Origin of the sequence: Aquaticitalea lipolytica, from assembly GCF_014641635.1 — a bacterium.
Taxonomy (GTDB): Bacteria; Bacteroidota; Bacteroidia; order Flavobacteriales; family Flavobacteriaceae; genus Aquaticitalea; species Aquaticitalea lipolytica.
Window position 1 is genome coordinate 47,414 of record NZ_BMIC01000005.1, and the last position, 22,257, is coordinate 69,670.

General features: G+C 31.8%; 15 protein-coding genes and 1 tRNA gene. 8 read left to right on the plus strand and 8 right to left on the minus strand.

The genetic code is table 11. The annotated features are described in order from the left end of the window. The first annotated feature begins 121 nt into the window (after positions 1-121). Positions 122-505, plus strand: coding sequence for an SPOR domain-containing protein (locus tag IEW41_RS11405; RefSeq protein ID WP_188606497.1), 384 nt, complete (start codon positions 122-124; stop codon positions 503-505). Between the two features lie 73 nt (positions 506-578). Here the strand turns inward: IEW41_RS11405 and infB are convergent, their stop codons facing one another. From infB to rimP, 3 genes are read right to left on the minus strand one after another with little or no spacing between them, the layout of a single operon-like run. Next, positions 579-3,332, minus strand: a complete 2,754-nt coding sequence (infB, locus tag IEW41_RS11410; protein ID WP_188606498.1) for a translation initiation factor IF-2 — start codon at positions 3,330-3,332, stop codon at positions 579-581. Positions 3,333-3,362: 30 nt separating this feature from the next. After that, complete coding sequence (gene nusA / locus IEW41_RS11415; protein WP_188606499.1) at positions 3,363-4,595, minus strand: transcription termination factor NusA; 1,233 nt, start codon at positions 4,593-4,595, stop codon at positions 3,363-3,365. Between the two features lie 12 nt (positions 4,596-4,607). Beyond that, the gene (gene rimP, locus IEW41_RS11420) at positions 4,608-5,072 is read right to left on the minus strand and encodes a ribosome assembly cofactor RimP (protein ID WP_188606602.1); all 465 of its coding nucleotides are present in this window, start codon (positions 5,070-5,072) and stop codon (positions 4,608-4,610) included. Between the two features lie 157 nt (positions 5,073-5,229). On the opposite strand from rimP, the gene IEW41_RS11425 reads away from it, so the two are divergent. Further along, complete coding sequence (locus tag IEW41_RS11425; RefSeq protein ID WP_188606500.1) at positions 5,230-6,054, plus strand: universal stress protein; 825 nt, start codon at positions 5,230-5,232, stop codon at positions 6,052-6,054. A 50-nt stretch (positions 6,055-6,104) separates the two neighbouring features. Here IEW41_RS11425 and IEW41_RS11430 read toward each other — a convergent pair. Continuing rightward, a tRNA-Gln gene (locus IEW41_RS11430) sits at positions 6,105-6,177 on the minus strand. Positions 6,178-6,328: 151 nt separating this feature from the next. On the opposite strand from IEW41_RS11430, the gene IEW41_RS11435 reads away from it, so the two are divergent. Next, positions 6,329-9,640, plus strand: a complete 3,312-nt coding sequence (locus tag IEW41_RS11435; RefSeq protein WP_188606501.1) for a glycosyltransferase family 117 protein — start codon at positions 6,329-6,331, stop codon at positions 9,638-9,640. 7 nt (positions 9,641-9,647) lie between these two features. Further along, entirely contained in the window at positions 9,648-10,277 is a 630-nt protein-coding gene (locus tag IEW41_RS11440; protein ID WP_188606502.1) for a polysaccharide deacetylase family protein, read from the plus strand. A 3-nt stretch (positions 10,278-10,280) separates the two neighbouring features. Here the strand turns inward: IEW41_RS11440 and IEW41_RS11445 are convergent, their stop codons facing one another. Together IEW41_RS11445 and IEW41_RS11450 are read right to left on the minus strand one after the other, a co-directional pair. Further along, positions 10,281-10,577 (minus strand): thioredoxin family protein, encoded by a 297-nt coding sequence (locus IEW41_RS11445; protein ID WP_188606503.1) that lies wholly within the window; start codon positions 10,575-10,577, stop codon positions 10,281-10,283. 54 nt (positions 10,578-10,631) lie between these two features. Next, positions 10,632-11,867, minus strand: a complete 1,236-nt coding sequence (locus IEW41_RS11450; protein ID WP_188606504.1) for a metallophosphoesterase — start codon at positions 11,865-11,867, stop codon at positions 10,632-10,634. Between the two features lie 114 nt (positions 11,868-11,981). Between IEW41_RS11450 and IEW41_RS11455 the strand changes: the two genes are divergently transcribed. The 3 genes from IEW41_RS11455 to IEW41_RS11465 are packed head-to-tail and all read left to right on the plus strand — an operon-like array spanning position 11,982 to position 17,617. Then, positions 11,982-14,909, plus strand: a complete 2,928-nt coding sequence (locus tag IEW41_RS11455; RefSeq protein ID WP_188606505.1) for a GH92 family glycosyl hydrolase — start codon at positions 11,982-11,984, stop codon at positions 14,907-14,909. Positions 14,910-14,934: 25 nt separating this feature from the next. Next, positions 14,935-16,602: an MFS transporter gene (locus tag IEW41_RS11460; RefSeq protein ID WP_188606506.1), complete on the plus strand. Its 1,668-nt coding sequence runs from the start codon at positions 14,935-14,937 to the stop codon at positions 16,600-16,602. 10 nt (positions 16,603-16,612) lie between these two features. Further along, entirely contained in the window at positions 16,613-17,617 is a 1,005-nt protein-coding gene (locus tag IEW41_RS11465; protein ID WP_188606507.1) for an isoaspartyl peptidase/L-asparaginase family protein, read from the plus strand. On the opposite strand, the gene IEW41_RS11470 is transcribed toward IEW41_RS11465, so the two are convergent. After that, complete coding sequence (locus IEW41_RS11470) at positions 17,614-19,026, minus strand: aldehyde dehydrogenase family protein (protein WP_188606508.1); 1,413 nt, start codon at positions 19,024-19,026, stop codon at positions 17,614-17,616. The genes IEW41_RS11465 and IEW41_RS11470 overlap by 4 nt on opposite strands. 172 nt (positions 19,027-19,198) lie before the next feature. On the opposite strand from IEW41_RS11470, the gene IEW41_RS11475 reads away from it, so the two are divergent. Continuing rightward, positions 19,199-19,471 (plus strand): hypothetical protein, encoded by a 273-nt coding sequence (locus IEW41_RS11475; protein WP_188606509.1) that lies wholly within the window; start codon positions 19,199-19,201, stop codon positions 19,469-19,471. 115 nt (positions 19,472-19,586) lie between these two features. Here the strand turns inward: IEW41_RS11475 and cphA are convergent, their stop codons facing one another. Further along, positions 19,587-22,244, minus strand: a complete 2,658-nt coding sequence (gene cphA / locus IEW41_RS11480) for a cyanophycin synthetase (protein WP_188606510.1) — start codon at positions 22,242-22,244, stop codon at positions 19,587-19,589. Positions 22,245-22,257: the final 13 nt, after the last annotated feature.

Genomic DNA, 22,257 nt, shown 5'->3' on the forward strand with positions numbered 1-22,257 from the left:
TTAAAGTCGATTTTAGAAATGTTAGAGAACTGTTAATTGATAATTTATAAACATTCTAAATAATAAATTGAGTGATATTTAAGTTTAATAAATTTACATTTGTATAAAATTTAAAAAAGTTATGATAAAATCGTGTATTAAAGGCGCATTTATTTGCTTGATATTCATTGGGTTTTCTTTAAAAGCTCAAGCACAAGAAGGAAACGTTGTAATTGACCAAGATAAAGACATTGAAAAATTATTAGAATTTAAAAAAGATATAAAAACTGTTGATTTATATAAAATTCAGGTGTATTCTGGTGAAAGAGGTGGAGCTGAATCTACCAAAAGTCAATTTAGTTCTTTATATAAAGATTGGCCAATATCTATGGAATACGAAACTCCAAACTACAAAGTATGGGTAGGGAATTTTAGAAGCAGACTAGAAGCTGATAGAGCTTTAGTGAAAGTTAAAAAGAACTTTGCAAATGCATTTATTTTTTATTCTAAAAAAGAAAAAAACTAGCTAAAATATTAATTTATAGATAATAAAAAAGCGACCAAATGGTCGCTTTTTTATTAAAGTATATTCTCTTTAATTATTTTAATTTCTTTTTTACTTCTACTTCATGGAATGCTTCAATTACATCTCCAATATTAATATCGTTGTAGTTTTTAATTTGCATACCACAATCGTATCCTTTAGCAACTTCTTTTGCATCGTCTTTAAATCGTTTAAGTGAGGCTAATTCGCCTGTGTATATTACAACTCCATCTCTAATTAATCTTACATTAGAGTTTCTGAATATTTTACCGCTAGTTACCATACATCCTGCAATTGTTCCAATTTTAGAGACTTTAAAGACTTCTCTAATTTCAGCAGTACCAGTAATTTCTTCTTTAAGCTCTGGAGATAACATACCTTCCATAGCATCTTTTAAGTCATTAATAGCATCATAGATAATTGAGTACATTCTGATATCTATTTCTTCTTTATCAGCTATTGTTCTTGCATTACCCATTGGGCGTACATTAAATCCAATTATAATTGCATCTGATGCAGTAGCTAATAACACATCACTTTCAGTAATAGCTCCAACACCTTTATGTATAATATTAACCTGAATTTCTTCAGTCGATAATTTTTGGAACGAATCGGTTAATGCTTCAACAGAACCATCAACATCTCCTTTAAGGATTATGTTTAATTCTTGGAAGTCACCTAATGCAATACGTCTACCAATTTCATCAAGTGTAATATGACGTTGTGTTCTTACAGATTGCTCACGTTGTAATTGTGTGCGTTTAGCAGCAATTTGCTTAGCTTCACGTTCATCTTCAAATACGCTAAACTTATCACCTGCTTGAGGCGCTCCATCTAAACCTAATATAGATACTGGTGTTGAAGGACCTGCAGATTTAACATCATTTCCACGCTCATCATGCATAGCACGAACTTTACCACTGTTTTTCCCAGCAAGTACATAATCACCAACTTTTAAAGTTCCTGCTTGTACCAAAATTGTTGAAACGTATCCACGTCCTTTATCTAAAAACGCTTCCACAACTGTTCCGCTAGCCATTTTATTAGGATTTGCTTTAAGCTCTAACAATTCGGCTTCTAACAATACTTTTTCTAATAGTTCTTTAACACCTTGACCTGTTTTTGCAGATATATCGTGAGATTGAATTTTTCCTCCCCAATCTTCAACCAATAAATTCATGTTAGCTAATCCTTCTTTTACTTTTTCTGGATTTGCTCCTGGTTTATCAATTTTATTAATGGCAAATATTATAGGAACTCCTGCAGCTTGGGCATGAGCTATTGCTTCTTTGGTTTGTGGCATTATGGCATCATCTGCAGCAATAACAATAATTGCTAAATCGGTAACCTGAGCACCACGAGCACGCATTGCGGTAAAGGCCTCGTGACCTGGAGTATCTAAGAAAGCTATTTTTTGGCCTCCTTCTAATTGTACTCCGTAAGCTCCAATATGTTGTGTAATACCTCCTGACTCTCCTGCAATTACATTTTCTTGACGAATATAATCTAGAAGTGATGTTTTACCATGGTCAACGTGTCCCATTACTGTTACAATTGGTGCACGTGGTTTTAAATCTTCTGGTTTATCTTCAACTTCTTCAATGTTATCTTCTAAATCTGAAGTTACAAACTCTACCTCATATCCAAACTCATCTGCAACAACAGATAATGTTTCAGCATCTAAACGCTGATTCATTGTTACCATCATTCCTAGTGACATACATGCAGAAATAATTTGAGTTACTGGAACATCCATCATTGTAGCAACTTCACTAGCAGTAACAAATTCAGTTACTTTTAAAATTTTGCTGTCTGCTTCTTGTTGCTCTAAATCTTTTTCAGATTGTTGACGATGCTGATCTCTTTTATCTCTTCTGTATTTTGCTCCTTTTCCTTTTGAAGATTTACCTTGAAGCTTTTCAAGAGTCTCTCTAACTTGCTTTTGTACTTCTGCTTCGCTAGGTTCTTCTTTTACTGTACTTGTGCGTTTTCCTCCTTGAGGTTTACCTTTAAAGTTTCCTCTTTGGTTATTATTATTTCCTCTATTTTGGTTAGAGTTTGTATCACCTCCTGGAGTTGGACCTTTGCTTATACGACGTCTTTTTTTCTTATTAGCTGCGTCTTTATTTGCATCTGGCTTTTTCTCTTCTTTCTTCTTTTTAGGCTTATTAAATTGTGATAAGTCTATCTTTTCACCTGCAATTTTTGGTCCTGATAATTTTTGATATTTTGTTTTTAAAGTTTCCTCTTCCTCTTCAGCAACTTCTTTCTTTTCTTCTTTTACAACTTCTTTAGGTTTTTCAACTTTAGGCTGTTCAATTTTAGGTTGCTCAACTGCTTTTGGAGTTTCTTTTATTTCTTCTTTAGGTGCCTCTTGCTTTATTGGCTCAGGTTTTACTGGTTCAACTTTTTTAGGCTCTTCAATTTTTGCTTCTTCCTTTTTTGGCTCAGGTTTAGTTGGATTTAAATCAATTTTTCCAACTTGTTTTGGACCACTTAATTCGGCTTTGGCTTTTACAACTTGCTTGCTTGCTTCCTCTTTTTTATGTTTCTCTTCAAGCTCACGTTCACGCTGTTCGCGCAATTCTTCTTTTTCTTTAAGCTTTGCTTCACTTACTTCTTGAGATGCAACTTTTTTATTTGCATCTGTTTGAAATTCGTTAGAAAGAATTGTGTGAACTTCTTCTGATATTTTTGTATTCGGACTTTTTTCCACGCTCACGCCCTTTGATTCTAAAAAATCAACAGCACGATCAATGGAAATATTGAGTTCGCGTAATACTTTATTTAATCTAATTGTATCAGCCATAAATTGCTTGTAATATACTTTAAATATGTGTTATTCTTCAAATTCCTCTTTAAGAATTCTAATAACTTCTAAAATTGTTTCTTCTTCTAAATCGGTTCTTTTAACCAAATCTTGAACGTCTTGTTCTAAAATACTTTTCGCTGTATCTAAACCTGCTTTACTAAACTCTTCAATAATCCAAGATTCTATTTCATCAGTAAATTCAGATAATTCTACATCTTCTTCAGCTCCTTCTCTAAATACGTCTATTTCGTATCCTGTTAATTGCCCAGCTAAACGAATATTGTGTCCACCTCTACCAATTGCTTTTGATACTTCTTCAGGTTTTAATAAAACCTCAGCACGTTTAGTTTCTTCATTAATTTTTACAGAAGTTACTCTTGCTGGACTTAAAGCTCTTGTTATGAATAGTTGTAAGTTGTTTGTGTAATTAATTACATCAATATTTTCATTACCAAGTTCACGAACAATACCATGAATTCTAGATCCTTTCATACCAACACATGCTCCAACTGGGTCAATTCTGTCATCATAAGAATCTACAGCTACTTTTGCTTTTTCCCCTGGAATTCTAACCACATTTTTAATTGTAATTAAACCGTCGAAAACTTCTGGTATTTCTTGTTCAAATAATTTTTCTAAAAATACAGGAGCTGTTCTAGACATGATAATTGTTGGCTTGTTTCCTTTTAGCTCAACACTTTCTATTATACCTCTTACATTTTCTCCTTTTCTAAAGAAATCTGATGGGATTTGCTTTTCTTTTGGTAAAATTATTTCATTGCCTTCGTCGTCTAACAATATTATTGCTCTGTGACGAATATGATGTACTTCAGCAGTGTATATTTCTCCTACTAAATCTTTAAATTGCTTATAGATATTAGTATTGTCATGCTCATGTATTTTAGAAATTAAATTTTGGCGTAATGCTAAAATAGAACGTCTTCCTAAATCAATTAATTTAACTGCTTCTGCAACATCTTCACCTACTTCAAAATCTGGCTCTATTTTACGAGCTTCAGATAATGCAATTTCTTGATTTGGTTCTTGCACATTATCATCAGCAACAACAATTCTATTTCTCCAAATCTCTAAATCTCCTTTATCTGGATTGATAATAATATCGAAGTTATCATCATCACCATATTTCTTTTTAAGTGCATTTCTTAATACATCTTCTAAAATCGCCATCAACGTTACACGATCGATTAATTTGTCATCTTTAAACTCTGAAAAAGAATCAATTAATGCAATATTTTCCATACCTACTATGAATTAAAATTTTATAATCACTTTTGCTTCTAAAATGTCGTCGAACGCAATTTTAGCTTGCTTATTTACTGTTATTTTTCCTTTGCCAATTGGTTTAGGTTCTTTTGTTTTCCACTCTAAGGAAATTGCAGTTTCATCAACCTCTGTCAACTTTGCTTCAATTTTAATATCCTCTTTAGCTTTAACTTTTATAACTCTACCAATATTTTTCTTGTACTGTCTTTTATTTATCAATGGAGACGTAGCTCCAGCAGAAGTAACTTCTAATGAGAAATCTTCATCTTCTCTATCTAAATTGTGCTCAACAGCTCTGCTAATAAAAATACAATCTTCAACACTCACGCCATTATCTCCATCGATAACGACATAAATTTTATTATCTGTTGATATGGTAAAATCAATTAGAAAAAGATCTGGTCTTTCTTCTAATCCATTCTCTATCAATGATTGAACTGTAGTTTGATTCAGCATTTTTTTAGTATAAAAAGAGGGGACTTTTTGTCCCCTCACGTTATCTTTTTTTCATACAACGCTGCAAATATACAACATTTAAATTGATTTCTGCAACTGTAATAAAGTCGATTTTTATTATTATTTTTAAAACAAATAACTAACCTTAAACGCAATGAAAAAAATATTAGTTCCAACTGACTTTTCAAAAGAAGCAGAGAATGCTCTTAAAGTTGCTGCACAATTAGCTAAAAAACATGACTGCGAAATATATTTGCTGCATATGTTAGAATTACCTCTGCAAGAAGTTGATGCATTAAGTACTCATAGTGCATTGCCTGAAGCTATGTTTTTTATGAAACTAGCTCATCAAAGATTTGAAGAAGTTATGGCTAGCGAGTTTTTAGATGGCATAATAGTGCACGAAACTGTTAAGGCTAATAATACTTTTTCATCTGTTATAGATACTTGCCATGAAAACAATGTTGATATGATAGTAATGGGTTCTCATGGAGCTAGTGGGTTTAAAGAAATGTTTATTGGATCTAATGCTGAAAAAGTTGTAAGAACTTCAGACATTCCTGTGTTAGTGATTAAAAACGAACATGCAAATTTTACTGTTGATAATTTTGTTTTTGCTTCAGACTTTAAAAAGGACAATAAAGAAACGTATAAACAAGCTGTAGATTTTGCCAAATCATTTAATGCGAAAATACACTTACTAATGGTTAATACCGCAAATAGCTTTAGCACAACTGAAGAATCTAATAAACGTATAAAAGCATTTATAAAAGATTACACTTTTGATAATTATACTATTAATATTTATAATGATGAAACTGTTGAAAAGGGCATTTTAAATTTTTCTAAAATGATTGATGCAGATTTAATTGGGATAAGTACACATGGAAGACAAGGTATTGCCCATTTCTTTAATGGTAGTATAAGTGAAGATTTAGTAAATCATGCAAAAAGACCTGTTATTACTTTTAAAATATAATGAGACATATATAAAAGCAAAAAGTCTTCCCGAAAAGGAAGACTTTTTTGTTGGCCTACTAGGGCTCGAACCTAGACTCTTCTGGACCAAAACCAGACGTGTTGCCAGTTACACCATAGGCCAATCTCTAAATGAGGATGCAAATTTAGTACAAAGTTTGATTTGCACAAACATTTTTTAAAGAAAATAATCCTAAAATCTTAACGTTTGCATAAAAACCTTTAGACCTTGTTTTTTTATTCTTAAATTCGCACTTCTTTTCAAACATAGATTTATGACACATTTCAGCTATAAAAAATGGAATACAATTTTAGGTTGGTTCGTTTTTTTAATTTCATTAATCGTTTATGGGCTTACTATTGAACCTACTGTAAGTTTCTGGGATGCTGGTGAATACATTTTAACTTCATCAAAATTACAAGTTGGTCATCCACCAGGAGCTCCATTATTTCAAATGTTAGGAGCCTTCTTCTCTATGTTTGCTTTAGAGCCTTCACAAATTGGTATGATGCTTAATATGATGAGTGCTGTTGCAAGTGCATTTACTATATTATTTATGTTTTGGACCATCACTCTTTTATTAAAAAAATTAGTAAAAGAAGCAGACGAAGATTTAACTAAAACTAAAAAAACTGCCATTTTAGGAAGTGGTTTAGTAGGTAGTTTAGCCTTTACATTTACAGATTCGTTCTGGTTTAATGCTGTTGAAACCGAGGTTTATGCTATGGCAACTTTAATAATGGCTATTCTGTTTTGGTTAGCATTGCGTTGGGAGCAAGATATGGATAAACCTAGAGGAAACCGTTGGTTAGTTTTAATTGCTTTTGTTATTGGATTATCGTTTGGAGTTCACTTTATGGGCCTTTTAACTATTCCTGCTATTGGACTTATTTATTATTTTAAAAATTATAAAACTATAACAGTAAAAAACTTCATTATTGCCAATGTTGCTTCAGCTGCAATTTTGTTATTTATATTTAAATTACTGTTACCAAATGCATTAAAGATATTTAGTGCTTCGGAAATATTCTTCGTAAATACTTTTGGGCTTCCATTTAATTCTGGGACAATAATTGCTTTACTAGCAGTAATTGCTGCATTCTATTTTAGCTTAAAATATACTAAAGACAAAGGCAAACAAATTGGTAATACTCTAATTTTATGTCTAATGTTTATTTTTATTGGGTTCTCTTGTTGGCTAATGTTGCCAATTCGCGCCAATGCCAATGTTGTAATTAACGAGAATAACCCTTCAGATGCTCGAGAATTACTAGCTTATTACAACCTTGAACAATACCCAGAAACACATTTGTTTTACGGTCCATTATTTACTGAACAATATACAGGATTAGATGAAAATGAGCCTTATGTTGATGATAAGCCTAATTATGAAAAAGATTATAAAACAGGAAAATATGTTATTATAAACGACTGGAAGAATGCAAAACAAAATTATAATTCTGAGCATGCTTCTGTTTTACCTAGAATGTGGAGTACAGAAAATGCCGAAAATTATATGATGTTTACTGGTTTATTAGAATTTAATATTAAGCCAGAATATCAAATGCAAAACGAATTGCGTTCAATTGTTTCAGATTTTAAAAAGAGCGTTTACGAAGGCAAAGTAGATTATGAAGATTACCATAGTTTCTTAAAGAAATTTGGTCAATACCTTGATGTTGAAAAACCATCTCTTATCCAAAATATTGGTTATATGTTCGAATATCAACTTGGCTATATGTATTGGAGATATTTTATGTGGAATTTTGTTGGAAGACAAGATGATATTCAAGGAAAATATGATGATTTACATGGCAACTGGATTAGTGGAATAAACCCTATAGATTCTTGGCATCTTAATATGTCTCAAGACAATTTACCAAGTGATGTAAAAAACAATAAGGCAAGAAACACCTACTATTTTTTACCACTTATCTTAGGGCTAATTGGTTTTCTATTCCTTTTTAGTAAAGACAAAAAAACCTTCTGGACTATGTTGGTTTTCTTTCTTATGACAGGATTAGCAATTCAGTTTTATACCAACGTAAGACCATTTGAACCTAGAGAGCGTGACTATTCTGTAATTGGTTCTTTTTATGTGTTTGCTATTTGGATAGGTTTTGGAGTGTATGCAATTTTTGAAGCACTCAAAAAATATACCTCATCAAAGTTTTTAGCTCCAGGAATAACTGTTGTTTGCCTAGCGTTAGTGCCAGGTATTTTAGCAGCAAATAATTGGGATGATCACGACAGATCAAATAAAGAAACTGCACATGCTATGGCTATAAAGTATTTAGAATCTTGTGCACCAAATGCGATATTATTTACCATTGGTGATAACGATAGTTTCCCATTGTGGTATGCTCAAGAAATAGAAGGTATTCGCCGTGATGTAAGAGTTGTAAATACTAGCTTATTTCAAACCGATTGGTATATAGACCAAATGAAACGTAAAGCTTACGAAAGTGACCCTATACCATCACAGCTAACCCATGAACAGTATAGATATGGAACTCGTGACTATATAATGAGACAAGAAGTTATAAAAGACACTCTTTTAATTAAAGACTTTTTAAATTTTGTAACTAGCGACAATCCAAGAACTAAACTAAGATATATTTTACAACAAACTGGCGAAGACACAAGTGTATATCCTAATCAAATGCTTAACTCTAATTTCTTCCCAACGCGTTTTGTAAGAATTCCTGTTGACAAAAATGCAGTATTAAAAAACGGAATTGTTAAAGCAAAAGATGCAGATGAAATTGTTCCTTATATTGATATTGAAATTAAAGGAAGTGCTTTATATAAAAACCGATTATTAATGTTAGACATTATAGCCAATAATAATTGGGAGCGTCCTATTTATTTTACTGGTGGAAGTTTTGGTGATGATGACTATATCTGGATGAAAGACTACTTACAGTTAGATGGTTTATGCTACAAATTAGTCCCAATAAAAACTCCCGTTGATAGAGCTAACCCTTTTGATATGGGTCGCGTAGATAGTGATTTAATGTATGAAAAAGTTATGTCTTGGAAATGGGGAAATAGTGGCACAGATATTTACCATGATATAGAAACCCGTAAAAACAGTATAACTTACAGAGGTAATTTAGCGCGACTTATTGAGCAGTTAATTAATGAAGATAAGTATGACAAAGCTGAAAAAGTTGCTGACTTAGCTATGAAAAAGATGCCTGTTGAAGACTTTGGGTATTACACTCTTCTAGAGCCTTATATAAGTGCTTACTACGAAATAGGTAGTAAAGAAAAAGCACGTAAACTATACAAAGATGTAACAAAAAAATATCAAGAGAATTTAACCTATTACAGTGGTTTGTCTAAAGAGACACAAGAGAGATATCTGGAAGAAATTGTTACGGATATTGAACGCTATAGGAGTTTAGTAGATTTAGTTTTTGTATATAATGACAAAGACTTGGCTTTAAAAGAAAAAGAAAAATTCAATAATTTCTTAAAACTCTTTAGTGCTTTTGAAGATGAAGAACCTGAACCGAAAAACATAAGAGAAGAAAGAGATATTCCTGTTGATACAATTGACAGCATTTTAAAATTAGAATAAATTTCTTGTGAACCTAGTTCCATCAAAAACACCATTAGTAGTCAAAAAGATGTTCCCAAACTATGTTTGGGACATTGAGACTACAGATAAGGTTATTTACCTCACCTTTGATGATGGCCCTACGCCAGAAATAACAAGTTGGACGCTACATCAACTTAAAAAACATAATGCAAAAGCTACCTTTTTTTGCATTGGAAATAACATAAAAAAATATCCTGAAATTTTTCAAAGTATAATAGAAGAAGGCCATGCTATTGGTAATCATACTCATAATCATGTAAAAGGTTGGACAACAAAAACTAAAGATTATATTGAGAATGTATTAGAAGCCCAAAACATTATTGAAGCTAAAACCAAGACAAATCTTTTTCGTCCTCCATATGGGCAAATAAGCCCTAAGCAAGGCAAAAAACTAATTGCTTTAGATTATAAAATAATAATGTGGGATGTTTTGTCTTTTGACTGGGATAACACTATATCAAATGATGAATGTTATACTAATGTAATTTCTAAAGCTAAAAACGGTAGTATTATTGTGTTTCATGATAGTGTTAAAGCATCCGAAAGAATGCAACATACATTACCAAAAATATTAGAGTATTTTAGTGCAAGAGGATATTCGTTTCAGTCTTTATAAAAACTAAATATATTCTTGAATAATTCCTATTAAAGTATTAGCATCTTGTTCACCACTATGACGCCATTTCATCTCTCCACTTTTATAAATAATAAGTGTAGGTAAACCTTTAACGCGTAAAGCTTCGGCTAGTTCTTTGTTTTTATCAACATCAATTTTTATAACCTTTGCTTTATCACCAAGAGCAGCTGCTACATCTCTAAGTACAGGATGCATTGCTGTAGATTGTTCATTCCATTCTGTAAAAAAATCTAACAAAACTGGAATATCGACATCTATTAATTCCCCAAATTTTGACATACCTTTAAAGTTTTAAGTCAAATGTTTATATACAAATATAAGATTTCCTAGTAATTATGCATTACTTGTGCCTTTTTTAAGTTCAATAACTGTAATTTCTGGCCAAATTCCAACTCGACCAGGAAAAGCATGATAGCCAAATCCTCTATTTACGTTAATATATCTTCCAAATTCTTCATATAATCCAGCCCATTGTTTGTAAACATACTGAGACGGACTCCATCTAAAAAACCCAGGAATTTCAATTCCCATTTGTAATCCATGTGTATGACCACTTAATGTTAAATGGTAATGCAATTCGTCTTGTTTAACTTTATATTCCCAATGTGAAGGATCGTGAGACATTAAAATTTTAAAATCTTCCTTATTAATTCCCTTAGATGCTTCTTCTAAATTTCCTGCCTGGTTAAATCCTTTTCCCCAATTTTCAACACCAACTATAGCTATTTTCTGCCCATCTTTTTCTATAAATCTGTTTTCATTTAATAACAAATCAAAACCTATTTTAGGATGTATCTCTTTTACGTCTTGAAAATTTTTCTTTTTGTCCTCTTTACTATTCCAATCTACGTAATCGCCATAGTCATGGTTTCCTAAAATTGAAAATTTACCATAAGGGGCTTCAAAATTTTTAAAAACATCTATCCAATCATCCATTTCATTTGCTTTATTATTTACAATATCACCTGTAAACAAAATAATATCAGATTTTTGTTCATTTATTAAATCGACGCCATACTGTATTTTTTCTTTATTAGTAAAGCTTCCAGAATGAATATCAGAAATTTGAGTAATCTTAAAGCCATCAAAAGCATCAGGTAAATCATCAAAAGCAATTTCATACTTAAGTACTTTATAATTGTAACGTCCTTTTATAATTCCATAAAGAAAAGAAGTAAAAGGTATTGCTGCTAATCCTAAAGCTATTTTAGAAATAAAAGCACGTCTTCCTGCAAGTGGTTTTGTTTCACCTGGTCCAACCCAAGTTATTAGTTTTTGAATTACTCTAACCACATCTTCTCCAAACATGATTATTAATAATACCAATTTCGGGATTAAAAAAGTAATTAAAAATCCTGCAGCAAACTGAAATGCTTTAGTTTGACCTGCACTTCTAGGCGTTGTAAAAAGTGTGTAGAATAAATTTAAGTAAATAGCAATGGCTAAAATAATCCAAACCCATTTTATGATTTTACTTTTAGTAACAGTTTTAAGTGCCTGAAAAGCATAAAATTCAATCAAAAAAAAGATGGTAGAAAAGATTAAAAGAGGAATAATGAATCGAGCCATTTAGTGTTTTTTATCAAATATAATTGAATTAAACTGTTATTAAAATCTTAAGATTAAATTTAACCATCTCTTAAGATTTAGTATATTTCCGAAAGATTACGAATAATAACGCAAATGAAGTCATATTTATATTTAATAATTGTTTTTTTTCTAGCAATCAGTTGTAATAATAAACCAAAAACTGAATCTGCAAAAAAAGATAAATCATTAATTTCTTATGTAAATCCATTTATAGGAACAGGTGGACATGGACATACTTATCCTGGAGCAACAATGCCTTTTGGTATGATGCAACTAAGTCCTGATACTCGTTTGGATGGTTGGGATGGTTGCTCTGGTTATCATTACAGTGACAAATATATTTATGGTTTCTCTCATACTCATTTAAGTGGAACTGGAGTAAGTGATTATGGTGATATTTTGCTAATGCCAACTAATAAAGTGTTATTTAATAATGGTAGTGATGGCAAAAAAGGATACAGAGCTAAGTTTTCTCATAAAAGAGAATCTGCAGAACCTGGATATTATAAAGTTCATTTAGATGGAACGGAAATAGATGTAGAACTAACCGTTTCTCAAAGAAGTGGAGTTCACAAATACACATTCCCAACTGCACAAGACCAAATTATTATAATCGATTTACTTCATAGAGATGAATTGTTAAGTGGTAGTATTAAAAGATTATCTGATACCGAATTATCTGGTCATCGTCACTCAAAAGCTTGGGCGAAAAATCAAAAATTATACTATTATATTAAATTTTCGCATCCAATAACTGTTGATTTAGGCTCATCAAAATCTCAATACAAAAACAAAAAAGCGGCTTTTCAATTTAACAACCCAAAAAATGAGCCTGTTTATGTAAAAATAGGTATTAGCGCTGTTGATGAAGAAGGTGCACGAAAAAATTTAGAAACTGAAATAGGTGAAAAAACTTTTGACCAAGTTAAAGAAAAAGCTCAGTCTACTTGGGAAAAACAACTTGAAAAAATTGTTGTTGAAAGCTCAAATATAGATTATAAAACTAATTTTTATACTGCTTTATATCACACTATGATAGCTCCAAATTTATATCAAGATGTCGATGGAAGATATAGAGGAATGGATTTAAAAATTCATGAAACTAAGAATTTTGAATATTATACTGTGTTTTCGCTTTGGGATACTTACAGAGCAGCTCACCCACTTTATACCATTATAGAACAAAAACGAACAAATGATTTTATAAACACATTTGTGGCTAAGTATGAAGAAGGTGGCATACTACCAATTTGGGATTTAAGTGGTAATTACACTGGTTGTATGATTGGGTATCATGCTGTTCCTGTTATTGCTGACGCTTATCTTAAAGGGATAAAAGATTACGATGTTGATAAAGCTTTTGAAGCGATGAAACATTCTGCTACTCGAGATCATTTAGGTTTAAAATCATATAAAAAATTCGGATATATTCCAGTTGAAGAAGAAAGTGAATCTGTTTCTAAAACATTAGAATATGCTTATGACGATTGGACAATTGCACAAATGGCAAAAGAATTAAATGAAGATGATGATTATGAAACATATATAAAGCGTGCACAAAACTATAAAAACGTATACGATCCTGAAACGAAGTTTATGAGAGGCCGTTTTAGAAACACATGGTTCTCTCCTTTTGATCCTTACGAAGTAAATTTTAACTATACTGAAGCTAATGCGTGGCAGTACAGTAATTATGTGCCTCAAGATGTTTCAGGGTTAATAAAGCTTATGGGAGGAAAAGATTCATTAGAAATTCAACTAGATACTTTATTTACAGCAAAAACTAAAACATCAGGAAGAGATCAAGCAGATATCACTGGGCTAATTGGTCAATATGCGCATGGTAACGAACCTAGTCATCATATGGCTTACTTATATAATTTTGTAAATAAACCTTATAAAACACAAGAGAAAGTTCATCAAATTCTTACTCAATTATATAAAAATGATCCTGACGGAATTTCTGGTAATGAAGATTGCGGACAAATGAGTGCTTGGTATGTATTTAGCTCTATGGGATTTTATCCTGTTACTCCAGGCTCAAATCAATATATCATTGGAACACCATTGTTTGACAAAACAACTATAAACCTTGAAAATGGTGAAAAATTTCATATTAAAGCCTACGATTTAAACCCTGAAAATAAGTATATAAAACGTGCTAAACTTAATGGCAGAACTCTAAATGAAACTTATATTTCTCATAAAGACATAATTGAAGGAGGCACTTTAGAATTGTTTATGACTAATGAACCATCAGATTGGGGAACCGCTGAAGGTGATGAGCCAAAAACCGAAATTGAAGATTACAATATTGTACCTATTCCTTTTATTGCTAAAGGAGATGTTGCATTTAAAAATGAAACTGAAGTTGTTTTAGAAAACACTGATAAGGATGCAACAATATTTTATGCTTATAATAACTCAGAATTCATTAAATATGAAGCTCCAATAAAAATATCTGAGCCTACTTTATTAAAAGTCTATGCAGAAAAGGATAATGAAAAAAGTGCTACTGTTTCTACGTCTTTTTATAAAATAGATCCAAATATGTCGCTAAAATTAAAAACCACTTATGCAAATCAATATAATGGAGGTGGTGAGAATGCACTTATAGATGGCATAAAAGGCACAAAAGATTTTAGAACAGGTTCTTGGCAAGGATATCAAGATAAAGATGTTGTGGCGATTGTGAATTTAGGAGAAGAGAAAACTATAAACATTATTAGTGTAAACTTCTTAGAAGATCAACGCTCATGGATTTTCTACCCAACCGTTGTAGAATGTTATGCCTCTAATGATAATAATAATTATAAATTTATTGGAAATTATAATATAGACGCTTCTAAGTATTCTGATGGTTCTACAATTAAAACTATTGATTTCAAAATGCCTTCAAATTCTTATCAGTACATAAAAATAGTTGCTAGAAAACTAGGCAAACTCCCTAAGTGGCATCTTGGCTATAAACATGATGGAAGAAGCTGGATTTTTATTGATGAAATTAGCATAAAACAATAACATACTAACTTATACAAAAACTAACATGACTAACCAAAACAACAAATCTGCATTAACTACTTTGGTTACTGTATTTTTTTTCTGGGGATTTATTGCTGCTTCAAATGGCGTTTTTATTCCTTTTTGTAAAACCTATTTTAATATCGACCAATTTCAATCGCAATTAGTCGATTTTGCTTTTTATGGAGCCTACTATATTGGAGCATTATTGTTATTCATCTTATCAAGTACAATAAAGCGAGATATATTAAACAGCTTGGGTTATAAATCAGGTATTGTTTATGGTTTAATTATTTCTGCAATTGGAGCTATCGTTATGTATTTTGTAGTTAATGGTGCTCAACAAGGTCAAACAGAAGTGTTTTATTTAGTCCTATTAGCTCTATTTATAGTTGGATTAGGTTTTTCATTACAGCAAACAGCAGCTAACCCTTTTGCAATAGCATTAGGAGAACCTTCAAAAGCTTCACATAGACTTAATCTTGCAGGTGGTATTAATTCTTTTGGTACTACTATTGGACCTATCGTAATTGCATTTATAATCTTTGGATCTACACCTTTATCTGGTGACGAGTTAAATGCTATGATTACCAATAATGAGATAAAACTAACAACTGTTCAAGCCTTATATTTAGGTGTTGGTATTTCCTTTTTATTAGCTGCAGCATTGTTTCATTTTTCAAAAAAACTCCCACAAGCAAAGGCAGACTCAACATTCGAAACTGCTAATAAAGCTCGTAATACACTTATCATTTTAACATTAATAATTGCAACGTGTTTCACTCTTATTTTTATGACCTATACAGGTAATGAAATAACTACTGAAGCATTAGAGCATAAACGTTTAATATTGTTATTTATATCTTTATTATCAGTAATAGCTTGCATCTGGGTTGCCTATTCAAACGCTTCAAAAAAACCTGATGGTTGGGGAGCAATGAAATATCCTCAATTAGTTTTAGGGATGCTAGCCATATTCACTTATGTTGGTGTTGAAGTGACAATTCAAAGTAATTTAGGAGAGTTACTAAAAGCAGTTTCAGATAAAGCAAATAACTTAAATGCTTTAAAACTCCCTGTAATGAATGATGCCGAAATTGCACCATTCATCTCATTATATTGGGGAGGATTGATGATTGGTCGTTGGGTAGGAGCAATTACAGTTTTTAATCCAAGTAAAGGATTAAAAAAATGGCTCCTTATTATAGTTCCTTATGTGGCTTTAGGAGTAATTTTATTGGTTAATTATGGCAAATATACTGGCACAGAAATTTTATTATTTAGCATCTGTGTTGCAGTACAAATAGGTGGATTCTTTTTAGCTAAAGATAAACCTGTAGCAACTTTAAAAATATTTAGTGCCTTAGGTATTTTAGGAATGTTAATAGGAGTTTTTGCATCTGGGCAACTAGCTTTATTTGCTTTGTTATCTGGTGGATTATTCTGTTCTATTATGTGGCCAGGTATTTTTGCATTAAGTATTGCTGGATTAGGAAAATACACATCACAAGGTTCTGCCTTTTTAATTATGATGATTTTAGGAGGTGCAATTATCCCTCCAGTACAAGGTAAACTTGCTGATGTATTTGGTATTCAGCCTTCATATTGGATTGCTGTATTGTGTTTTGTGTATTTATTGTTTTATGCATTTAGAACCAAAACTATATTAGACAAACAAGGTGTAGAGTATTAATAAAACAACTATGGAACGTAGAAAATTTTTAAAAAACGCTTCATTAACAGGAGTTGGATTAGCAGTTGGAAGTACTTTAGTTAATTGTGTTGAAAACACTTCTGAAGGAAAACCAATCCCAACCGAATCTCAAGAAAAAGGCTCAATCCCATTAGTTATTGCTACTTGGCATGTTATGGATGCTACTGCTAAAGCATGGGAAGTATTACAAGCTGGTGGTAATTCTCTTGATGCTGTTGAACAAGGCTGCAAAGTTGAAGAAGCTAATGAAGCAGGACAGTCTGTAGGTAAAGGTGGGTTGCCAGATAGAGATGGAAATGTGACGCTAGATGCATGCATCATGGATAAACATGGTAATTGTGGGTCTGTAGTGTATTTACAAAATGTGGTTCATGCTGTTTCTGTAGCTCGAAAAGTTATGGAAGATACTCCTCATGTCATGCTTGCAGGAAAAGGAGCAGAGCAATTTGCTTACGAATTAGGTTTCCCAAAAGAAGACTTACTAACTGAAGCTTCAAAAAAAGCTTGGGAAGAATGGAAGATAACCTCTCAATACAAACCTATAATTAATATCGAAAATCATGATACCATAGGAATGCTTGCTATTGATAAAAATGGTGATATTTCTGGCGCCTGTACAACAAGCGGATTAGCTTTTAAAATGGCAGGACGCGTTGGTGATTCGCCAATTATTGGCTCTGGTTTGTTTGTAGATAATGAAATTGGAGCTTGTGTTGCAACAGGTCTTGGTGAAGAAGTTGTAAAAACTGTTGGAAGTTTTCTTGTAGTAGAATTAATGCGTCAAGGAAAAACACCTCAAGAAGCTTGCGAAGAAGCTATAAGCAGAATTGTAAATAAACCAAATAGTGATTACAAGAATTTTCAGGTTGGTTATATTGCAGTAAACAAAAAAGGTGTTACAGGTTCTTATTCAATACATCAATGGTTTAGCATGACTAAATACCAAGATGGGAAAAACGAACAAATACAATCAGATTATTTCAATAAGGTTTAAAACCATTTAATTGTTAAGTCTACTATTTTTTGCTTCAAATTTGTATAAGGTGGAAACAAAAATTCAATAGATCCTTTTGTATGTTGTTTCATTACTGAACGCTTATTAGAAAATTCCTGAAAACCAAAAAAACCATGGCTTTTACCAATACCACTATTATTGGAGCCTCCAAAAGGTAAATTATGATTAGAGTATTGTACAACATTATTATTAATACACGTACTTCCTGCTCTTGTGTTTTTTATAATATCATTAATTGTTTTCTTATGTTTACTATAAATGTAAAGCGCTAATGGTTTTTCTTTTGAATTGATATAGTTAATAACCTCTTCATTAGTTTTATAAGTCTTAATTGGAAGAATTGGACCAAATATTTCATCTTGTAATAACGATGCGTTTTCAGGTAAATTTGAAATTAAAGTGGGTTCAATAAAGTTGTCTTCTGACTTACTTTTCCCTCCCATTTCAAATGTTGCATTGTGCTTTTTAGCATCTTCAAGATGATTAACTAATCTATCAAAATGTCTATTATTAACTATACGACTGAAAGATTCAGACTTTGAAGCTTCTTCAGTATAAAAAGCTTTTACTTGTTGCTTTAATTCGTTTACAAAATTGTCTTTAATTGATTCTTTTACTAATAAATAATCTGGAGAGACACATATTTGTCCATTATTTATGAATTTTCCCCAAGCAATTTTTTTAGCTGTGGATTTCAAGTTTGCTGTTTCGTCTATAATTGTTGGTGACTTACCTCCTAATTCTAAAGTTACAGATGTTAAATGCTCTGCTGCTGCTTTCATTACAATTTTACCAACATTAGGCGAGCCAGTAAAGAAGATATGGTTAAATGGCAATTTTAATAACTCTTGAGACACCTCAACTTCACCTTCTAATAATGCTACTTCATTGTCTTCAAATATATCTTTAACTATTTCAGCCATCACTTTAGATATATGAGGCGTCATTTCAGAAGGTTTTAATATCACAGTATTACCTGCAGCAATTGCTGAAACTAATGGCCCAAAAGTTAAGTTTAAAGGAAAATTCCATGGAGAAATCACTAAACAAACGCCTTTTGGCTCAAAATTATACCAAGAAGAAGATCCCAACAATGCCATTGGCGTTTCAACTTTTTGTCGACTCATCCAGTCTTTCAAATTACTTTTTACAAATTTTATCTCACTTACTACTGGATAAATTTCTGTAAGATCAGTTTCTGTAAAAGGTTTTTTAAAATCATCATATAAGGCTTGCCTAATTTTTTCTTTATAAGTAATCTCAACAACCCTTTTTAAAGCATTCAATTTTTTAACACGTTCTTTATAAGTAGTATTACCTATTTTATACTGGTTGTCCTTTTGTCGGATAAATAGATTGTAGTAGGTATTTGTTGTATAATCTGTCATTAGTTTTATCTTATTTATTGGGCTGTAAGCTTAATTTGTGAATTTCGTCGATGTTTTTCGTTGTCAAATTCATATTAACCATTTATCGATGTTTTTCATCTAATATATTTAAATAGACTATAATTCCGCTGTTTCTTTGACATGTAATTAAAACCAAATATAGTTTTAAGTCATGAAAAAAGTTTTAATCTTAATATTGTTATTTACACTTCCACTAATTAGTGTTGCACAGAATAATACTTCTGTTACAAAGCAAGAATCTAATTCAGTTTTAGAGGTTACAACTAACAATGACTCTATTAAAGTTGAAGATAACAAAACTTTAAGCACAGCTGTTAAAGCTCAAGTTATTGATTTAAATTACCATAAAAGTAATGAATTAATCAGTATTAAAGCTTACAGAAAAAGTCTTCAAATTAAAGTTAAAACAATTAAGAATTGTTAATCATTAAAATGTTAAACTCAATTTAACTTGAGTAAACATTTAATTATATAAAAAAATCTTCATCAGTTCAAATATAAAGAACTGATGAAGATTTTTTAGTTATAAGATATTCTCACTATTTATTCGGAATATCATCAGTTGAAAACTCGTATAATTTATTTGCTTCTTCTTCTTTAAGCTTCTGAACCAAATCTAACGCATCAGGTATAACATCACTACAAATAACTATTAAAGCTCCTTTTATTGCATTTTTAATAGCAAACGTAGCAGCCTCCTTTTCATTTGGAATAATAGTCGTTTTCTTGTTTGGGTCTTTCTTTTTAATACCTGCATCTAACATTCCTATTAATTCATCTTCTGTTCTGCCTCTTAAATGTTTGTCTTGTCGTATAATAATTTCATCAAACATATCAGCAGCAATACTACCTATTTCATTAGTATCTTCTTCTCGTCTATCACCAACTCCAGCTATAATTCCGACTTTTATAGTAGCATCAATGTTTTCAATAAATTTTTGTAATGCACGCATTCCTGCTGGATTATGAGCATAATCTAACAACACTTGGAAATCTTTAAACTGAAATAAGTTTAAACGTCCTGGTGTTTGGGCAGGTGAAGGAATAAAGGTTTCTAAACCAATTTTTATTTCATCAATTGTAAATCCTTTTACATAAGCTGCAATTACAGCAGGTAATACATTTTGAATCATGAATGTTGCTCGTCCTCCATATGTTAATGGTACATTAACAGCTTTTATTACGCGAAGCTTCCACTCGCCTCTACAAATAGTAATATATCCGTTTTCATAAACTGCAGAAATACCTCCTAGTTTTTGCATTGCTTTTATTCTCGGACTATTTTCATCCATAGAAAACAAAGCAACATTACAATTTACACTTTTACGCATATCATAAACCAAGTCGTCATCAGCATTTAAAATTGCGTATCCATCTGGCAATACTGTTTCTGGAATTACGCCTTTTACTTTTGCTAATTGCTCTATGGTATGAATTCCTTTTAGACCCAAATGATCTGCAGCAACATTGGTTACAATACCTATATCACATTTATGAAACCCTAAACCAGCTCTTAACAATCCTCCTCTAGCACATTCTAATACTGCAAAATTTACTGTTGGATCTTTAAGTACAAATTCGGCACTTGCAGGACCTGTACAATCGCCTTTCATTAACAATCGGTTTTGAATATATACACCATCGCTCGTTGTATATCCAACTTTGTAACCTTTCATTTTTGCTAAATGCGATATTAATCTTGTAGTGGTTGTTTTCCCATTTGTACCTGTTACAGCAATAATTGGAATTCTACTTGTTGATCCTTGAGGAAATAATTTATCAATAACATGAGCAGCAACATTACGAGGCAATCCACTAGTTGGTGCCAAATGCATTCTAAAGCCTGGTCCAGCATTTACTTCTAATACTGCTCCTCCTGTTTCTTCTAGAGGCTTACTAATATCTGTAGTCATTACATCTATTCCGCAAATATCTAAATCTATAATCTTTGAAATTCGTTCTGCCATAAATACATTAGCTGGATGTACAATATCTGTAACATCTTCTGCTGTTCCTCCTGTACTTAAATTGGCAGTGTCTTTTAATAATAATCGTTTGTCCTTTTCTAAAACTGAGTTTAAAGTGTAACCATTAGCTTTAATAATACTCAAGGTTAAATCGTTAACTGTTATTTGAGTAAGAACGTTTTCATGGCCATAACCACGTCTTGGATCTTTATTAACCTCATCAATAAGTTGCTGAATAGTAGACTTACCATCTCCAATTACATGAGCAGGTGTGCGTACTGCAGCAGCAACTAATTTGTTATTAATGACCAATAAACGATAATCATCACCTACGATATATTTTTCGATTATAATTGCTCCGCTTTTAGAGCTTTCTTTTGCGCTTCTAAAAGCTATTAAGGCATCATCGTAATTTTTAATATTAACAGTAATTCCTCTACCATGATTCCCGTCAACAGGTTTTACAACTAAAGGAAAACCAACATATCTACAAGCTTCTTCTAAACTGCTTTCTCGTCTAATAATATCGCCTCTTGGTGTTTGCACTTCAGCTTGTTCAAGCAAATATTTAGTGTCTTCTTTATCGCATGCCAATTCTACTCCAATACTACTAGTTTCACTAGTTACTGTAGCCTGAATTCGCTTTTGATTTGCACCATAACCCAATTGACAAAGTGAATATTTATTTAGTCGAATCCAAGGAATACCTCTTGCAGCTGCTTCTTCAACAATAGAGCCAGTACTTGGCCCTAAGCGCTCATCTTCACGCAACTCTCGCATTCTCTGAATATCGTCAGATAAGTCATAATCTTTACCATCAATTAACGCTTGACATATCTCAACAGAAACTTTTGCAGCATAGCGCCCAACAGACTCTTCCATGTAAGCAAAAACCACATTATAAACACCCTTTTCACCATAACCACGTGTGCGTCCAAAACCAACATCCATTCCTGCAAGCGTTTGAATTTCGAGAGCAATATGTTCTATAATATGTCCCATCCATGTACCTTCTTCAACTCGTTGAAAAAATCCACCAGGTTCACCTACCGAACAACGATGGGCAAACATGCTTGGAAACATTTTTTCAAGTCTTTCTTTAAATCCATCAATTTTATTTGAGGGTCTTTCTTCCATCTCCTCAAGGTCTAATACCATGACTATTAATTTGTGTCTTCTAACAGACCAATAGTTTGGACCTCTCATTGCATTTATCTCACGTATTCTCATAAAAAATTGGGAT